12 protein-coding genes are annotated in these 17,257 nt (G+C 64.9%); 5 read left to right on the top strand and 7 right to left on the bottom strand.

Features of this window, described 5'->3' with window-relative positions:
* Nucleotides 1-8: 8 nt before the first annotated feature.
* From dnaK to grpE, 3 genes are all read right to left on the bottom strand, one after another.
* A complete protein-coding gene (gene dnaK, locus AC1Z32_RS15650) occupies nt 9-1,964 on the bottom strand; it encodes a molecular chaperone DnaK (RefSeq protein WP_483479495.1) in 1,956 nt (651 codons plus the stop codon).
* 163 nt (nt 1,965-2,127) lie between these two features.
* On the bottom strand, nt 2,128-2,535 hold the full coding sequence (locus tag AC1Z32_RS15645) for a thioredoxin domain-containing protein (protein ID WP_483479494.1): 408 nt from the start codon (nt 2,533-2,535) through the stop codon (nt 2,128-2,130).
* A gap of 16 nt (nt 2,536-2,551) precedes the next feature.
* Nucleotides 2,552-3,154 (bottom strand): nucleotide exchange factor GrpE, encoded by a 603-nt coding sequence (grpE, locus tag AC1Z32_RS15640; protein ID WP_483479493.1) that lies wholly within the window; start codon nt 3,152-3,154, stop codon nt 2,552-2,554.
* Nucleotides 3,155-3,526: 372 nt separating this feature from the next.
* On the opposite strand from grpE, the gene AC1Z32_RS15635 reads away from it, so the two are divergent.
* Complete coding sequence (locus tag AC1Z32_RS15635) at nt 3,527-3,688, top strand: hypothetical protein (RefSeq protein ID WP_483479492.1); 162 nt, start codon at nt 3,527-3,529, stop codon at nt 3,686-3,688.
* Here the strand turns inward: AC1Z32_RS15635 and AC1Z32_RS15630 are convergent.
* The 3 genes from AC1Z32_RS15630 to hrcA all read right to left on the bottom strand — a co-directional run bounded on the left by AC1Z32_RS15630 (nt 3,660) and on the right by hrcA (nt 6,309).
* A complete protein-coding gene (locus AC1Z32_RS15630; RefSeq protein WP_483479491.1) occupies nt 3,660-4,067 on the bottom strand; it encodes an RNA-binding S4 domain-containing protein in 408 nt (135 codons plus the stop codon). The two genes, AC1Z32_RS15635 and AC1Z32_RS15630, sit on opposite strands and share 29 nt — an antisense overlap.
* 25 nt (nt 4,068-4,092) lie before the next feature.
* Nucleotides 4,093-5,160: a ferrochelatase gene (gene hemH / locus AC1Z32_RS15625; RefSeq protein ID WP_483479490.1), complete on the bottom strand. Its 1,068-nt coding sequence runs from the start codon at nt 5,158-5,160 to the stop codon at nt 4,093-4,095.
* 132 nt (nt 5,161-5,292) lie between these two features.
* The gene (gene hrcA, locus AC1Z32_RS15620; RefSeq protein WP_062604664.1) at nt 5,293-6,309 is read right to left on the bottom strand and encodes a heat-inducible transcriptional repressor HrcA; all 1,017 of its coding nucleotides are present in this window, start codon (nt 6,307-6,309) and stop codon (nt 5,293-5,295) included.
* A gap of 174 nt (nt 6,310-6,483) precedes the next feature.
* Here hrcA and AC1Z32_RS15615 point away from each other — a divergent pair, with 174 nt between their 5' ends.
* Nucleotides 6,484-7,380, top strand: coding sequence for an NAD kinase (locus AC1Z32_RS15615; protein WP_483479489.1), 897 nt, complete (start codon nt 6,484-6,486; stop codon nt 7,378-7,380).
* A 36-nt stretch (nt 7,381-7,416) separates the two neighbouring features.
* Nucleotides 7,417-9,069 carry a DNA repair protein RecN gene (gene recN / locus AC1Z32_RS15610; protein ID WP_483479488.1) on the top strand — a complete coding sequence of 551 codons (1,653 nt, stop codon included), beginning with the start codon at nt 7,417-7,419 and terminating at the stop codon, nt 9,067-9,069.
* 3 nt (nt 9,070-9,072) lie between these two features.
* On the opposite strand, the gene glnE is transcribed toward recN, so the two are convergent.
* Nucleotides 9,073-11,868: a bifunctional [glutamate--ammonia ligase]-adenylyl-L-tyrosine phosphorylase/[glutamate--ammonia-ligase] adenylyltransferase gene (gene glnE / locus AC1Z32_RS15605; protein ID WP_483479487.1), complete on the bottom strand. Its 2,796-nt coding sequence runs from the start codon at nt 11,866-11,868 to the stop codon at nt 9,073-9,075.
* 183 nt (nt 11,869-12,051) lie between these two features.
* On the opposite strand from glnE, the gene AC1Z32_RS15600 reads away from it, so the two are divergent.
* Entirely contained in the window at nt 12,052-16,356 is a 4,305-nt protein-coding gene (locus AC1Z32_RS15600; protein ID WP_483479486.1) for a YhdP family phospholipid transporter, read from the top strand.
* A 68-nt stretch (nt 16,357-16,424) separates the two neighbouring features.
* The gene (locus AC1Z32_RS15595) at nt 16,425-17,255 is read left to right on the top strand and encodes a carbon-nitrogen hydrolase family protein (RefSeq protein WP_483479485.1); all 831 of its coding nucleotides are present in this window, start codon (nt 16,425-16,427) and stop codon (nt 17,253-17,255) included.
* The last annotated feature ends 2 nt before the right edge of the window (nt 17,256-17,257 follow it).

Here is a 17,257-nt window from a genome sequence, read left to right as displayed (position 1 = left end):
ATCCGGCGTTAGTCCTTCTTCACTTCCTTGAAGTCGGCGTCGACGACATCGTCGTGATGCTGGCTCGCGCCCGCATCCGCCGATGCACCCGCGCCCGCCGCACCGGCAGCCGCACCCGCCGCGCCTTGCTGCGCCTGCATGTCGGCGTACATCTTCTCGCCGAGCTTCTGCGACGCCTGAGCCAGCGCCTCGACCTTCGCTTCGATCGTGGCCTTGTCGCTCGCGCTGCTCTTCAGCGTGTCTTCGAGGTCCTTCAGCGCCGCTTCGATCTTCTCCTTCTCCGAAGCGTCGACCTTGTCGCCATACTCGGCGACGGCCTTCTTCGTGCTGTGAACCAGGGCATCGCCCTGATTGCGCGCGTCGGCCAGCTCACGCAGCTTGTGATCTTCCTCGGCGTTGGCTTCGGCGTCCTTCACCATCTTGTCGATTTCGGCGTCCGTCAGACCCGAGTTCGCCTTGATGGTGATCTTGTTTTCCTTGCCCGTCGCCTTGTCCTTCGCGCCCACGTGCAGAATGCCGTTCGCGTCGATGTCGAAGGTCACTTCGATCTGCGGCACGCCGCGCGGTGCGGGCGGAATGCCTTCGAGGTTGAACTCGCCGAGCAGCTTGTTGCCCACGGCCATTTCGCGCTCGCCCTGGAACACCTTGATCGTCACGGCGCCCTGGTTGTCGTCCGCCGTCGAATACACTTGCGCGTGCTTCGTCGGGATCGTCGTGTTCTTGTTGATCATCTTCGTCATCACGCCGCCGAGCGTCTCGATGCCGAGCGAAAGCGGAGTAACGTCGAGCAGGAGAACGTCCTTGCGGTCGCCCGACAGAACCTGGCCTTGAATCGCGGCGCCAACGGCGACGGCTTCGTCCGGGTTCACGTCACGGCGCGGGTCCTTGCCGAAGAACTCCTTCACCTTTTCCTGCACCTTCGGCATGCGGGTCATACCGCCGACGAGGATCACGTCGTCGATTTCGCCCACCTTCACGCCCGCGTCCTTGATCGCGATGCGGCACGGTTCGATCGTGCGCTCGATCAGGTCTTCCACGAGCGCTTCGAGCTTCGCGCGGGTGATCTTGAGGTTCAGGTGCTTCGGACCGGAGGCATCCGCCGTGATGTACGGCAGGTTGATTTCGGTCTGCTGCGTGGACGACAGTTCGATCTTCGCCTTTTCAGCGGCTTCCTTCAGGCGCTGCAGCGCGAGCACGTCCTTCGACAGGTCGACGCCCTGCTCCTTCTTGAACTCGCCGATGATGTAATCGATGATGCGCTGGTCGAAGTCTTCACCGCCGAGGAACGTGTCGCCGTTGGTGGAGAGCACTTCGAACTGCATTTCGCCGTCGACGTCCGCGATTTCGATGATCGAGATATCGAACGTGCCGCCGCCCAGGTCGAACACCGCGATCTTGCGGTCGCCCTTTTCGGCTTTGTCCAGACCGAACGCGAGCGCGGCTGCCGTCGGCTCGTTGATGATGCGCTTCACTTCCAGACCGGCGATACGGCCCGCGTCCTTGGTTGCCTGACGCTGGCTGTCGTTGAAGTACGCCGGAACCGTGATGACGGCTTCCGTCACCGGCTCGCCGAGGTAATCTTCAGCGGTCTTCTTCATCTTGCGGAGCACTTCGGCCGAAACCTGCGACGGCGCGAGGTTCTTGCCGTGCGCCTCGACCCATGCGTCGCCGTTGTCGTGCTTGACGATCTTATAGGGCATCAGACCGATGTCCTTCTGCACTTCCTTCTCTTCGAAGCGGCGGCCGATCAGGCGCTTGACCGCGTACAGCGTGTTTCTCGGATTGGTGACCGACTGGCGCTTTGCGGGCGCGCCGACGAGGATCTCGTTGTCATCCATGTACGCGATGATCGACGGCGTGGTGCGCGCGCCTTCCGAGTTCTCGATGACCTTGACCTGATTGCCTTCCATCAGCGCCACGCACGAGTTCGTGGTGCCGAGGTCGATACCGATGATTTTGCCCATTTTTTATCACTCTCCTAGCTTTGATTGCAGTGGCGTTGCGGCGGCGGTGTGTCTTGCCTGACGCCGGCTTGTGCCGATTTACCGGGCCGAACGCCCAAAATTCATACCTGTACGCAAGATAAGAGCGCAGGTTTCGATTTCAAGACCCTGCAATCGATGCGGTCTATAACTTTTTTTCGCGGTCGCCCGCGCTGGCGCCGATCTTTTCGCGCGCCGCCTCCACTGCCGCTTCGAAGTGCGCGAGGCCATGCCAGCCGGTCGCCCGGCCGAGCCGCTTGCCCCGATGAAAAAAGAACCACGTCGGCACGCCGTGCAGCATGAAGCGGCGGCCCAGCCCGCGCTGCGCGTACACATTGCTGTGAAACCACGTCAGGCCGAGCGCGCGGATTTCATCGGGTTTCGCGAGCATCGCTTTCTTGGCGATCTCGCAGTTGAAGCAGTCGAGGCCCCAGAAAAACACCACGGCCAGTTGGTCGCCCGCCGATGCGAGGCCGGCGTCGAAGCCGGCTTCGTCGAGCTCGCGCATCTCGAAGACCGCGAAGGCGGTCGAGTCGACGGGCACGCTGGCCATGGTCGCTTCGGACGCGTTACTTCGGCGCGGCGACGGTCACGAGCGCCGGACGCAGCACGCGGTCGGCGATCACGTAGCCCTTCTGCAGCACGGTGACCACGGTATTCGGATCCTGATCGGCCGGGACCATCGAGATAGCCTGATGGCGATGCGGATCGAATTTCTCGCCGACCGGATTCACCGCGACGACGCGGCCCTTCTCCAGCGCGCCGGTGAGCTGGCGCAGCGTCAGCTCGACGCCTTCACGCACCTTGACGAGATCCGAAGACTGGTCGGCAAGCGCCGCTTCGAGGCTGTCGAGCACGGGCAACAGGTTTTCCGCGAAGTTTTCGATGGCGAATTTATGCGCCTTCGCGACATCTTCCTGGCTGCGGCGGCGCACGTTTTCCGTTTCGGCCTTGGCGCGCAGGAAGTCTTCCTTGAGCGCCACGATCGTGGCCTGCGCCTCGGCCAGCGCGGCTTCGGCCTCGTTCGTCGCCGCTTGCGGCGCGGCGGCGCCGTCCGCCGAAGCGGCCTGAGGCGCCTGCGCGGCGGCATTGGTCGTGTCGGCGGCCTGGCGCGCGTTATCGTCGGCGGGCGTCGGGTTCTGGCTCGCTGAATTCTCTTGCGTGTTTTCCATGTCGCTGAATGTGTATTGCTGTGAGTTGAATCGGATGCGAAAGCGGCCCCTCACATCGAGCACGCATTTTTCGCACTAGCGGCGAAAATTGGGGCATCGAAGGTGTTTTCAAGCCTTCGCGGGCGATTTTTTCTGACGTTTTTGCATGCTTGGCAACGATGCAGCGAACCGTGAAACGAGCGGTAACGCGAGCTTCGCCGCATCGCGCAATTTTCAGATTGAGGGAAATCACTGCCTCGCCTACACTTCGAACAAGCACCGCAGGACGCACGTTAACCCTAATCCTACGAATGCTACAATCCGCTTTCAGCCCATGCCCGTTTCCTGACCCGGCCGTTGCCTGACCGGGCAAACCCGCTCTTCGGGGGTACCATGAAACTGACCTTTGCTATCGCGGTGGTCGCCCTGGTACTCGTCGCGGGAACGACCACCATCTGCATGTCCGGCGCCGTGACCGACCGTACCACCGAGTACGGCGGCGTCCACGCGACCCTGGACGAACTCCTTAGTCAGAACCTGAAAATTTGTCGATGACACGCCGGTCGCGCTTCGTCGGCCTGCCCTGCATGCTGGCCGCGGGCTCGCGGAAGGTCTTGCGGCGCTCGGCTTCGGCCATGCGCTTTGTGCGCCCTTCCTCGGTTTCGGCATAGAGCGTCTGCGCGACCGTCGCGGGTCCGCGCACCTCGCACAGGCCCAGCACCTCGACTTGCCAGACGAGCCGCTCGATATCGATTTCGACGATATCGCCCACGCGCACGTCCTTCGACGGCTTCACGTTCGCGCCGCCGATCTTCACGCGGCCTTTTTCCACCGCGTCGCTCGCGAGCGAACGCGTCTTGAAGAAACGCGCCGCCCACAACCATTTATCGATGCGCAAACGCGCGCCGGGTTCCGTGGAAATCTTGTAGTTCATCAGTGAATGCTTGATAAAGCCGCGCTCAGGCCACTGCGGTGAGCGGCTGCACGGTCTGCACGGGCCATCCCTGCAGATGTTGCGCGGCAATTTCGCCCAGCGCCTTGATCCACGCGGGCGCCGAGTTCAGACAGGCAATGCGGTGAAACTGCTTGCCGCCGGCCTTCAGAAATTCGTCGCGTACCTCGATGCCGATTTCCTCGATCGTCTCGAGGCAATCCGCCGTGAAGCCGGGACAGAAAACGTCCACGCGCGCGACGCCGCCCGCGCCCAGTTCCGCGACCGTGGGCGCCGTATAGGGCTGAAGCCATTCGGCCTTGCCGAAGCGCGACTGGAACGTCACGCGGCATTCCACCGGCGTGAGCCCGAGCGCTGCCGTGAGCAGCGAGCCGGTTAGCTGGCACTGGTCGTGATACGGGTCGCCCAGGTCCATCGTACGTTTGGGCACGCCGTGGAAACTCAAGACCAGCTTGTCGCCGGCGGCGAAATCCGGCTGGCCGTGATGCCGCCAGTAGTCGCGCACCTGCTCCGCGAGCGCCGCGATGTACGCCGGATGATCCGCGTAATGGCGGATGGTGCGAATCTCCGGCTGGTTGCGCACGCGCCTGAGCGCGGCGAAGGCATCGTCGAAGGCGGTGGCTGTCGTGGACGACGAGTATTGCGGGTACATCGGCAGAAGCAGGATGCGATCGGCGCCTTCGAGCTTCAACTGATTCAACATCACGCCGATGCCGGGCGTGCCGTAACGCATGGCGTAGTCGACGATCACGTGATAGTCGTTCGCCGCGAACAGGCGCCGCAAACCGTCGACCTGCTTTTCCGTATGCACGCGCAACGGCGAGCCTTCGGGCATCCACACCTGTGCGTACTTCTTCGCCGACGCGCGTCCACGCAATGGAAGAATCAGGCCGCGCAGAATGACTTGCCAGACGAACGACGGAATTTCGACGACACGCGGGTCCGACAGGAATTGCGCCAGATACTTGCGCACCGCCCTCGGCGTGGGCGCGTCCGGCGTGCCGAGATTGATCAGCAGCACCGCGACGCGATGCGAAGCGCTAGGCTGCGAGGGCAACTCGAGGTCGAAACGCATAGGGCAAGCGGGCCGGAAGAGCCGTCGAAAAGGTGAAGTTCATTATAGCGGCGCGTTTTCGGGCGCATCATTGGCCGAATGGCCTAGTGGCGCGGCCTTCGTCGGCGCGCCAAGATGGACGTGAAAACAGCGTTACTGATGGCTGAGCGACATCGAGAGGAGGCGCGCGGTGATGTCCACGATCGGAATCACGCGGTTGTACGCCATGCGTGTCGGGCCGATCACGCCGAGCGTGCCGACGATCTTCCCGTTCACTTCGTACGGCGCCGTCACGACGCTCATTTCCTCGATCGGCACGAGATTCGACTCGCCGCCGATGAAAATCTGCACGCCCTGTGCGTGACTCGATACATCCAGCAATTGCAGGAGGCTCGTCTTTTGGTCGAACAAGTCGAAAAGCTTGCGCAGCCGCGCCATGTCGGAGGAAAGGTCCGCCACTTCGAGCAGGTTGCGCTCGCCGGATATGAGCACGGTGTCCGTGGGGTCCGTCTCGGCGGTGCTCGCAACCACGGCCGCCTGCATGAGCGCGGTCATGTCGCCGCGCAACTGGTCGATTTCCTCGCGCAGGCGCCGGCGCACCTCGTCGAAGGACAGGCCCGCGAAATGCGCGTTGATGTAGTTGGAGGCTTCCGTGAGTTGCGAGGGCGAGTAGTCGCGCTGCGTCGCCATCATGCGGTTCTGGACGTCGCCTTCCGGCGTCACGATGATGAGCAAGATGCGCTTGTCCGACAGCCGCATGAACTCGATCTGTCTGAACATGTGGCTGCGTCGCGGAGTCAGCACCACGCCCGCGAACGAAGACAGATTGGAGAGCACGCTCGCCGCCGCCGCGACAATCTTCTGCGGCTCCTCGCCTTGCAGGCGGGTCTTGACCGCAGTGGTCATGGCTTCGTCTTGCGGCGCTTCTACAGTCAGCATCGTGTCGACGAAGAGCCGGTAGCCGCGCGGCGTCGGGATGCGACCCGCCGAGGTATGCGGGCTCGCGACCAGACCGAGCTCCTCGAGGTCCGACATGACATTGCGGATCGTCGCGGGGCTCAGTTCGAGACCGGAATGACGTGATAACGTGCGCGAACCGACCGGCTGACCTTCGGCGATGTAGCGCTCGATCAACGTTTTGAGGAGGGTTTGTGCACGTGGGTCTAGCATGGGGAAATTTTAGCTCAACGTGTCGGGTAGCGGCGAACCGCGCCGCCTGGGCTGCGTTCAACGTCCGCTCCATTCTAGCGAGAAACGATCGCCCTGCCTGGAACATGCTTCGCGTCAGGCTTCACGGCATCGGCCACGGTTCTTTTCGTTCTCTGACTATGGTGTAATGCCGGCATGGAAATTGGCCAATTCAAGACCGTCGCGCTCGTGGGGCGCACCAACACGCCGGGCATCGAGGCGCCGCTGAAATCGCTCGCCGATCTCCTCTCGCAGCAGGGCTTCGAGGTCGTGTTCGAGGCGGGCACCGCGAAGGATGTCGGCGTGACGGAATTTCCGGCGCTCTCCATCGCCGAGATGGGCGCGCGCGCGGACGTCGCGATCGTGATCGGCGGCGACGGCACCATGCTCGGCATCGGCCGGCAGCTCGCGCCGTACAAGACGCCGCTCATCGGCGTGAATCACGGGCGGCTTGGCTTTATCACGGACATTCCGCTCAAGGCGATGCGCGAACTCGTGCCGCAGATGCTCGCGGGCCAGTTCGAGCGCGAAGACCGCAGCCTGCTCGAAGCGCGCATCGTGCGGGAAGACAAGCCGATCTACCACGCGCTCGCGTTCAACGACGTCGTGGTGAACCGCAGCGGCTTCTCCGGCATGGCGGAGCTGCGCGTGTCGGTGGATGGCCACTTCATGTACAACCAGCGCTCGGACGGCCTGATCGTCGCGACGCCTACCGGCTCGACCGCGTACGCGCTGTCCTCGGCGGGGCCGATCCTGCATCCGCAGTTGCAAGGCTTCGTGCTCGTGCCTATCGCGCCGCATTCGCTGTCGAACCGACCGATCGTGCTGGCCGACGATTCGAAGGTGACCATTCAGATCATCGGCGGGCGGGACGTCAACGTGAACTTCGACATGCAGTCGTTCACCGCCGTCGAGCTGAATGACGCGATCGAAGTGCGGCGCTCCAAGCACACGGTGCCGGTGCTGCATCCGGTCGGCTACAGCACCTACGCGACGCTGCGCAAGAAGCTGCACTGGAACGAGCATCCGTCGCAGGACTCGTCCGCTCTCTGAACCGCGCGAATCCCGAATTCCTCTTCCGAAGCGTCCATGCTCCGTCATCTTTCCATTCGAGATTTCGTCATCGTCGCCACGCTGGATATCGATTTCGATCCAGGCTTCACGGTCTTTTCCGGTGAAACCGGCGCGGGCAAATCGATTTTGATCGACGCCCTCGCGCTCACGCTGGGCTCACGCGGCGACGCGAGCGTTGTGCGCGCGGGCCAGGCGCGCGCGGACATCACCGCTGAATTTTCGACGCATCCGCTCGTCGTGCAATGGCTGGACGAGCACGCGTTGTCGCAAGACGGCGATTCGGTGATGTTGCGCCGGGTCATCGATTCGGGCGGCCGCTCGCGCGCGTTCATCAACGGCACGCCCGCGACGCTCGCGCAACTGCGCGAAGTGGGCGAAATGCTCGTCGATATTCACGGACAGCACGCGCATCAACTGTTGATGCGGCCGGATGCGCAGCGCGAACTCTTCGACACCCACGCGCAGTTGCTCGACGCCGCGACAGCGGTGAATCGCGCTTGGCGCGCGTGGCGTGACGCGCAGCAGGCCGTCGAGACCGCGCAAAGCCGAGACCGTGAGCTGCAACTCGAACGCGAGCGCCTCGCCTGGCAACTGAGCGAATTCGACAAGCTCGCGCCGCAGCCGGGCGAGTGGGAGGAAGTGAGCGCGGAGCATCATCGGCTGTCGCATTCGGCGAGTCTCATCGACGGCGTGCAGGGCGCGCTCGGCGCGCTCTCCGAATCCGACGAAGCGATGATCTCGCAGCTCGGCGCGATCATCTCGAAGCTGCGCGGCCTCGCCGACATCGATCCGGCGCTGAACGACGTGCTCGCGTCGCTCGAACCCGCCGAGATTCAGTTGCAGGAGGCCTCGTACTCGCTGTCGCACTACGCGCAGCGGCTGGAGCTCGATCCGGACCGGCTCGCCCAGGTCGAAAAGCGCATGGACCAGTTGCACTCGACGGCGCGCAAATTCCGTCTTCAGCCCGAAACGCTGCCGGAGGAACACGACGCGCGCCGCCGTCAACTCGCCGAACTCGATGCCGCCGCCGATCTCGACGCGCTCAACGCCATCGCCGACAAGGCGAAGAGCGACTATCTCGCGCAGGCCAAAGTGCTGTCGAAAGCGCGCGCCAAAGCGGCCAGGAGCTTGTCGAAAGCAGTCACCGAAGGCATGCAGGAATTGTCGATGGCTGGCGGCAGCTTCGAAGTCGCGCTCGTGCCGCTCGCCGAGGGCGGCGCGAACGGGCTGGAGCAGATCGAATTCCGCGTCGCCGGTCACGCGGGCGTCGCATTGAGGCCGCTCGCGAAAGTCGCGTCGGGCGGCGAGCTTGCGCGCATCAGCCTAGCGCTGGCCGTGATCGCGAGCACCGCGAGCCCGACGCCCACGCTCATCTTCGACGAAGTGGACACGGGCATCGGCGGCGGTGTCGCGGAAGTGGTCGGGCGTCTACTGCATCAGCTCGGGCGCGACCGTCAGGTGCTCTGCGTCACGCACTTGCCGCAAGTGGCGGCGCGCGGCGACCAGCATTTCCAGGTCGCGAAATCGTCGGACGATGCCGGCGGCACCGTCAGCACGGTGACGCCGCTCGACAAGAGCAGGCGCATCGAGGAAGTCGCGCGCATGCTGGGCGGTCTCGAAATCACCGCGACCACGCGCAAGCACGCGAAGGAAATGCTGGCCGCCTGAGCGTCAGCCGGCCGCTACCGCGAACACGCGCTCCCACAGCGCCGTCACCGCGTCGCGTTCGCCCTGAACCTCGGCCGGATCGACGCGCGCCTTCTCCATGCCGTCGAGCCGCAGCGTGTGCTGGAGTTTGCGGTAATGCCGGTATGCCGCGCCGATCACATCCGCTTCCTCTTCGGCGATCAGTCCGCTTTTCGCCGCGATCTTCAGGAGCGTGATATTGCCCGCATTGCGCAGAAACTCGCGATGCTCGCGCGCATGCAGCAGCACCCAGTACTGCACGATGAACTCGATATCCACCATGCCGCCGCGATCGTGCTTCAGATCGAACAGGTCGCTGCGATTCGGATGTCCCTCGGCGACGCGCTGGCGCATCGACACGATCTCGCGGGCGAGCGCGGCGGCGTCGCGTTCCATGACGAGCACGTCCGCGCGGATCTTCTCGAACTCTGCGCCGATCTCGGCATCGCCCGCGCTGAAACGCGCACGCGAAAGCGCCTGATGTTCCCAGACCCACGCGGTGTTCGCGGCATCGCCTTCGCGGATCTGATAACGGCGGAAGGAATCGAGGTCGGTCACGAGCAGGCCGGATTCGCCGTTCGGACGCAGGCGCAAGTCGACATCGAAGAGCGTGCCCGCACCCGTCGCCGCCGTGAGCCAGGTAATGAGGCGGCGCGTGAACATCGCGTAGAGATCCGAGGCGGATTCGTGCGGATCGTCGTAGAGAAAGATGAGATCGAGATCCGACGCGTAACCCAGCTCCTTGCCGCCGAGCTTCCCGTACGCGATAACGGAAAAGCGCGGCGTCTCGCGATGCCGCTTCGGAAACTGCTTCCACACGGTTTGCACCGTCACGTCGAGCACAGCGTCGGCGAGTTCGGAGAGACGGTCGCTCACGTGCTCGACGCTTAAGTGTCCCGCGAGGTCGATCAGCAGAATGCGGAACACTTCGGCCTGATGCGCGTGACGCAGCAGATCCATCTGATGTTCCGCGTCCTCGGCGGCATCGAGCCGCTTGATCAGCGAGCGCTTGAACGCGGTCCAGTCGAACGGGCTCGCGATGGCTTCGTCGTCGAGCAGTTCGTCGAGCAATTGCGGATGGCGGATCAGATAGCCCGCCGCCCAGCGCGAGCCGGACAGCACCGACAGCACGCGCTCCAGCGCCGCCGGATATTCCGTCAGCAGCGCGAGATACGCGCCGCGCCTGCCAATGGCTTCGAGCAGATCGAAGAGACGCGTGATGGTGTCGCCGCGCCGCGCCGCATCGATCGACTGCACCGCTTCGAGCCCGCGCTGCGCGACGATATCGAAGCGCTCCCGGCTCTGCGACGGCAAGCCCGCATAGCGTGCCGAATTCCATACGCCGGTCAGGCGCGAAAGCACCGGCGCGGGGTCCGCGAAGCCGAGTTCCGACAGGCGCGCGGCGAGCTCTTCCTGCGCGGAGTCGTCGGCGAGCGCGCTGCTCCAGATCCACGACGCCGCCGAATCCTCCGCGACGCCGCAGCCGCCCTGCCCGCTCACCTTGTCGGCGAAGATCGCGTCGAACTGCTGCTCGACGAGTTCGCGATGCGCGTCGAGCTTCTCCATCAGCGCGGCGTAGTCCGCGAAGCCGAGCGATGCCGCGAGCCGCGCGCGTTCGTCATCGGCGACGGGCATCGCGTGCGTCTGCGCATCGTTGCGATACTGCAGCCGATGTTCCACCGTGCGCAAAAACAGATACGCATCGGACAGCGCCTTGCACACATTGGGCGCGAGCAAGCCGTGCGCCGCAGCGCGCTCGAGCACGGCGAGCGTCGGCCGGATGCGAAAATCCGCTGCCTGTCCGCCGCGAATCAACTGAAATACCTGCGCACTGAACTCGATCTCGCGGATGCCGCCGCGACCGAGCTTGATGTCGTCGGCTTTGTCGGGGCGCATCGACGCGCGCCGCCGCGCTTCCTGCCGGATCTGCTGATGCAGCGAGCGGATCGCCGCGATCACGCCGTAGTCGAGATAGCGCCGGTAGATGAACGGCGTGGCGATCGCTTCGAGCTGCTTCACAAGGCGCTTCGCGGACTCGCTTTGCGTCTCCGAGACGAGCCGCCCCTTGATCCACGCGTAGCGCTCCCATTCGCGGCCCTGCACGTAGAAATATTCCTCGAGCATGCCGAGGCTGCACACGAGCGGACCCGAATCGCCGTTGGGCCGCAGCCGCATGTCGACGCGAAACACATAGCCGTCCTGCGTGATCTCCGCGAGCGCGCCGATCAGCCGCTTGCCGAGCCGTGTGAAGAATTCCTGCGTCGTGAGCGGCGAGCGCGTGCCGCCGGAGGTTTCGCCATCTTCTTCATAAACGAAGATCAGATCGATGTCCGAAGATGCGTTAAGCTCACGCCCGCCCAGCTTGCCCATGCCGACGACACCGAGCGTCAGCCGCTCGCCGTCCGGCCCGCGCGGCTCGCCGAAGAGCGCTTCGAGATCCGCCGAGAGCACCGCGAGCGCGCGCTGCACGGTGACTTCGGCAAGATCGGTCATCGCGCCGGTGACTTCGGCGACATCCGCGTGGCCCGCGAGGTCGCGCTCCATCACCGTGCAGAACACGTCGGTGCGCAGACGCCGCAGCGCGGTCTTGAGCGCGGCTTCGTCGAGCACGCCGTTTGCGATGCATGGCGCACAGTGCGCGTCGAGGCGTGCTTCGATCCAGCCGCGCGTGATACGCGACTGCGCCCACTGCGCAACATTCGACGCCAGTTCGGGTCGCGCCGCATACGCGCGCGCCGCATAGTTGGAATAGTCGGAACTGAGAAGAGTGGCGTCGGTCATGAAAGATTGGGTTCGCTCGTTGCTTCCGGAAAGACATAGCGCGTCGGGCATCGCGCCGCGAGTCTTGCCGGGCGCGGCTTTGCGAGCATCCACGAGTGCGCAGGCCGCGGCCGTCCCCGCTATGCCCGTGTTACATTTCAGCGTCAAACACGCAAAACTACCATATCGCCGAACAGCCGCAGCATGTCCGACAGCAGACGATCCGTCGACCCGACCGAAGTTGGACAAGCCAAGCCCAGCGGCAACGCCGAGCGCGTGCTTTCGCGCGTCTTCAAAACCGTTCTCGTCATTGCGGCCATCGCGTATTTCGCGGTGGCGGGCGTGTATGTCGGCCTGCGCTATCTCGTCATGCCGCAGGTCGATTCGTTCCGGCCGCGCATCGAAGAACTCGTCTCGTCGAAGATCCACGCGCAGCTTCATATCGGCAGGATTTCCGCGCGATGGTCGGGGCTCTCGCCCACACTCGATATCGACAACCTGCGCATCGACGCCGCCGACGGCTCGCCCGGCCTCGCCGTGCCGCACGCGAGCGCGAGCATCGCGTGGGCTTCGCTGCTCCATCTTCAGCCGAAGCTCGCTGACCTCACCGTAGACGGCCCCGACGTGATCATCGCGCGCAATGCCGAAGGCGCGCTCTCGGTCGCGGGCGTGCCGCTTCCCACGCATCGCACCGGCTCGAACGCGTTCACGACATGGCTGCTCGGCCAGGACCACATCCTTCTGCGCGACGGCACGCTGCGCTGGCGCGACGCGCAACGCACCGCGCCGGAAATCGCGTTCAAGCGGCTGCATCTCGCGATCGTCAACGACGGCACGCGCCATCGGCTCGCGCTCAAGGCCCCCGCCGACGGCGACGTGCTGCACGGCCCGCTCGATCTCCGCGCGGACTTCCGTCACCAGCCGTTTTCCGCAATGGGCGCGCCCGCGAACTGGAGCGGCCGGCTCTTCATGTCGACGGGCCCGGTCGATCTGCCGACGCTCTCGCGCTACGTGAAGCTGCCGTTCCAGATGTACAGCGGCCGCATCAACAACCAGATCTGGCTGAACTTCGCGGGCGGCGAGCTGCAGAGCGCGGCCGGCGAGTTGACCGGCGCGAACGTCGCGCTGCGCGTGCGCGCGACACAGCCGCGTCTCGACCTGCCGATCGCGCGCTTCGGCTGGAGCATCGACAAGAAGGACACTGAATACACGCTGAACCTCACGAACCTGCACGCGGAGCTCGGCCAGCCGCCGCTCGAGGACGGCACGCCGGTCACGCGCCTGCTCGTGTCGCGCACGCTTACGGGCACGTATCGGGCGCCGAGTGTCGGCAAGGGGCAACTGGTGCGGCTGACGGGCGATACCGTCGATATCGGCATCCTCGCGGAATTCGTGCGCGCGCTGCCGGTGCCGGCGAAGGTGCTCAACGAACTCGTGCGCTTCAATCCGCGCGGCCAGGTGTCGAACTACATGATTTTCACCGAGCGCGGCGCGCCGAAAACCGAAGAAGAAGCCGAGCAGCAACGCAAGAAAGGCGACGAGCCTCTTTTGCGCTACGCCTTCAAGGGCGACCTCGAAGGGCTGAGCATTCAGGCGCAGGAGCCACCGCCCGGCCTCACGATCAACAACCATCCGCGCGCGGGCATTCCGGGCATCGACAATCTGTGGGGCCGCGTCGACGCGAACGAGAAGGAAGGCAGGATCACCATCGACACGAAGAACGCGGCCGTCATCATTCCCGGCGCATTCGACGATCCGCGCCTCACCTTCGATTCGCTGAATGGCCGTGCGCGCTGGACGGTCGCCGATGCCATCGCGCCGGGCGAGCTGCGCCGCGCGTTCACGATTCATCTGGAAACACTGCGCGTGAAGAACGCCGACGCCGAAGGCGAAGTCACCGCCGACTACTGGAACCAGGGCCACGGACGCGGCAATCTCGACCTGAAGGCGAAGGTCGCGCATCTCAAGGTGACGAGCCTCGTGCGCTATCTGCCGACGAGCCTTAACGAGCGCGTGCGCGTCTATCTCGGCCATGCGCTGCAGGCGGGCGTATCGAGAAACGGCACGATCGAAGTGCACGGCGATCTCACGCGCTTTCCGTACGCGAAGTTCCCCGACGCGGGCATCTTCCGCATCAACGCGCCCTTCACCGACGGCAAGTTCGATCCGACGCCGTTCCCGCCGCGCAAGATGGCCAACGGAATGCCGAACTTCTGGCCGGCGTTCGAGGGCATCGACGGCACGTTCACGCTCGCGCAGAACAAGCTCGGCTTCGATATCGACAAGGGGCATTACCGCGGCGTGAAGGTATCGAAGGTCGTCGGGCGCATCGACGATACAGGCAATCGCGAGACGAAGCTCTGGATCGACGGCCGTGCGCGCGGTCCGCTCGCCGACATGCTGCGCTATGTCGACGACAGCTCGCTCGGCCTGATGGCGAAGCACGCCACGCGCAAGATCGACGCGAAGGGCGACGCCGTGCTCGCGCTCACGCTCGGCATTCCACGCTACCGTCCGCCCGCGCCCCTGCCGCCGATCAAGCCCGAATACAAAGGCTCGGTCACGTTCGCCGACAACGTGGTCGCGTACGGCAATCTGCCGCCGCTCACGCATCTGCGCGGCCGCGCCGACTTCGCCGCGAAGACCGTCACGCTCGACGGCCTCTCCGCGCAACTGCTCGGCGGCGATGTGCGCGCCAAGGGCGGCGTGCAGCCTGACGGCAGCTACGCGATCGACGTGAACGGACGCATCGGCGCGGACGCGGCCCAGCGGCTCAACGCGCGCATGAGTCCGCAGGCCGTGCAGTTCATGAAGCGCATCGACGGCACCGCGCCGTATGAGCTGCACGTGCACGGCGCGAGGAACGCGCTGCCGAACGTGCAGGCGAGCTCGGATCTGACGGGCCTCGGCATCGATCTGCCCGCGCCGTTCGGCAAGGCTCAGGGCACGCCTATGCCCCTCTCGTTCAGCTTCCAGCCCACGCCGGGCGGCGCGTCGGACCTGCATGACGCGAAGCTGAGCTTCGGGCCCGTGGCAGCGCATTACGTGCTGCAGCAGATCGGGAAGGCGCAGGTCAAGATCGATCCGCAAAACGCCGCCGAGCCGATGAACATGCGCGCGCAGCTCAAAGTCGTGCGCGGCGCGATCAGCGTGAACAAGCCCGCGGACTTGCCCGCCGAAGGCGTGAGCGCCACCGCCAATCTCGACGAGCTCGACGCCGATGCCTGGCGCAAGACCTTCACCGATCTCAGCGCGGCCGGCACGCCCGGTTCCGAAGCCGCGAACGCGCCGCGCCCGCCGATGAGCGAGAACGTCAAACAGTTCATCCCGACGCGCGCCGCCCTCCGCTTCACGACGCTCAAGCTGCTCGACCGGCGCTGGGACAATGTCGCCATCGACGCGAACGGGACGGATCGGAAGTGGCAGGCGAACATCGTGTCGAATCAGATTTCCGGCGATGTCGCGTGGACGCAGGGCGCGACGAAGGACAGCCCCGGCGCGTTGCAGGCGCGTTTCGCGCGGGTCGTGATTCCGGAGAAGACGGAGAGCGGTCCTGCCGCGAAGATGATCAGCAAGCCGCCGCGCAACATGCCGACGATCGATCTCGCCATCGACGATCTCGTGTATCGCGGACACAGCCTCGGGCGGCTCGAAGTCGACGCGCACAACGAAGTCATCGGCGACGAACCGATCTGGACGCTCGACAAGCTCGAGCTCGCCAACCCGGACGCGACGCTCCTCGCGAACGCAACGTGGCGCTCGCTGCCGGGCGGCGCCGTGAAGAGCGCGCAACCGGACACCCCGCGCGACGCCGCCGACGACGGCATTGCGCGCCGCACGTCGCTCGATTTCAAGCTCGACGTGAAGAACGGCGGCCAGCTGATCGACCGCTTCGGCGCGCCGCATGTCGTGAACGCGGGCAGCGGCACGATCTCGGGTCACGCGGGCTGGAACGGCGGCCCGACTGCCGTCGATGTGAACACGCTCGATGGCAACGTCGCCGTGGATCTGCGTCACGGGCAGATCCTGCGCGCGCCGGGCGCCGCGAAGTGGCTCGGCATCTTCAGCCTGCGCAGCCTCGCGAGCCTGCTGACGCTGCATTTCGAGGATGTCGTCGGCAAGGGGCTGCCGTTCGAGAAGATCACGGGCAATGCGAAGATCGTCGATGGCATCAGCCACACGGACGACTTCCTCATGGTGACGTCGCCCGCGCGCGTGCAGATGCAGGGCAGCGTCGACATGCCGAAGCAGACGCAAGACCTCCGCGTGAAAGTGATTCCGACTGTCGGCGCGGGCGCGGTCGCGCTGGGCGCGGCGGTGATCAATCCGCTGCTCGGCCTCGGCGCGCTCGCGGCGGATCTCGCGCTGTCGGCATCGATCCAGAAAGCCTTCGAGCTCGACTATTCGATCACCGGATCGTGGAGCAAACCCGTCATCCAGCGCCTGGGTGGCGATCAGGGTAAGATCGAAACACCCGCCGCCGCCGTGGTTCCGTCGGCTGCCCGCTGAGAACGGGCGCTCGCGCTGGCGTCGGCAACGCCGTTTTCGTCCCCAATTTCTACCAGCGCAATCGAGACATGAGCGAAAGATCGAGCGAAAGCGCGGCCCCGTTTCAGGTCGCCGCGCTGCAGATGGTCAGCACGCCGGACCGCGAACGCAATCTGGCCGATGCCGGACGCCTCATCGCCGAGGCCGCGCGCGGCGGCGCGCAACTGGTGCTCCTGCCTGAATATTTCTGCTACATGGGCTTCAAGGACACCGACAAGCTCGCGATCCGCGAAACGCCGGGTTCGGGCCCGATCCAGCAGTTTCTCTCCGATGCGGCGCGCGAGCATCGCGTATGGATCATCGGCGGGACGCTGCCGCTGCAATCGCCGGAACCGGATCGAGTGCTGAACACGACGCTCGTCTTCGATCCGGCGGGCAAGCAGGTCGCGCGCTACGACAAGATTCATCTGTTCAATTTCGAAAAGGGCGAGGACAAGTTCGACGAAGCGCGCACCATTTGCCCAGGCAGCGAAGTGCGCGCGTTCGAAGCGCCCTTCGGGCGCGTGGGCTTGTCGGTGTGCTATGACCTGCGCTTTCCGGAGCTGTATCGCAAGCTCGGCGATTGCGCGCTGATGGTCGTGCCGTCCGCGTTCACCTACACGACCGGCAACGCGCATTGGGAAACATTGCTGAAGGCGCGCGCGGTCGAGAATCAATGCTATGTGCTGGCGGCGGCGCAAGGCGGCAGGCACGAGAATGGCAGGCGCACGTGGGGGCACAGCATGCTGGTGGACCCGTGGGGCGAGATCGTCGCCGTGAAGGATGAAGGCATGGGCGTCGTGGCGGGCGGCATCGATCTGGAACGCATCGCGGCCGTGCGGCAGAGCTTGCCGGCTTACCGGCATCGCGTGATCGAGTGATC

Source organism: Caballeronia sp. 11_S32 (assembly GCF_056930355.1).
This window is presented reverse-complemented; position numbering and strand designations above follow the sequence as displayed.

What these genes read in the sequence shown, in the direction of transcription:
- AC1Z32_RS15635 (WP_483479492.1), top strand. Translation starts at nt 3,527, where the DNA reads ATGAAACTGACCTTTGCTATCGCGGTGGTCGCCCTGGTACTCGTCGCG.
- hemH (WP_483479490.1), bottom strand. Translation starts at nt 5,160, where the DNA reads ATGCGTTTCGACCTCGAGTTGCCCTCGCAGCCTAGCGCTTCGCATCGC.
- recN (WP_483479488.1), top strand. Translation starts at nt 7,417, where the DNA reads ATGCTCCGTCATCTTTCCATTCGAGATTTCGTCATCGTCGCCACGCTG.
- AC1Z32_RS15645 (WP_483479494.1), bottom strand. Translation starts at nt 2,535, where the DNA reads ATGGCCAGCGTGCCCGTCGACTCGACCGCCTTCGCGGTCTTCGAGATG.
- AC1Z32_RS15595 (WP_483479485.1), top strand. Translation starts at nt 16,425, where the DNA reads ATGAGCGAAAGATCGAGCGAAAGCGCGGCCCCGTTTCAGGTCGCCGCG.
- glnE (WP_483479487.1), bottom strand. Translation starts at nt 11,868, where the DNA reads ATGACCGACGCCACTCTTCTCAGTTCCGACTATTCCAACTATGCGGCG.
- dnaK (WP_483479495.1), bottom strand. Translation starts at nt 1,964, where the DNA reads ATGGGCAAAATCATCGGTATCGACCTCGGCACCACGAACTCGTGCGTG.
- hrcA (WP_062604664.1), bottom strand. Translation starts at nt 6,309, where the DNA reads ATGCTAGACCCACGTGCACAAACCCTCCTCAAAACGTTGATCGAGCGC.
- AC1Z32_RS15600 (WP_483479486.1), top strand. Translation starts at nt 12,052, where the DNA reads ATGTCCGACAGCAGACGATCCGTCGACCCGACCGAAGTTGGACAAGCC.
- AC1Z32_RS15615 (WP_483479489.1), top strand. Translation starts at nt 6,484, where the DNA reads ATGGAAATTGGCCAATTCAAGACCGTCGCGCTCGTGGGGCGCACCAAC.
- grpE (WP_483479493.1), bottom strand. Translation starts at nt 3,154, where the DNA reads ATGGAAAACACGCAAGAGAATTCAGCGAGCCAGAACCCGACGCCCGCC.
- AC1Z32_RS15630 (WP_483479491.1), bottom strand. Translation starts at nt 4,067, where the DNA reads ATGAACTACAAGATTTCCACGGAACCCGGCGCGCGTTTGCGCATCGAT.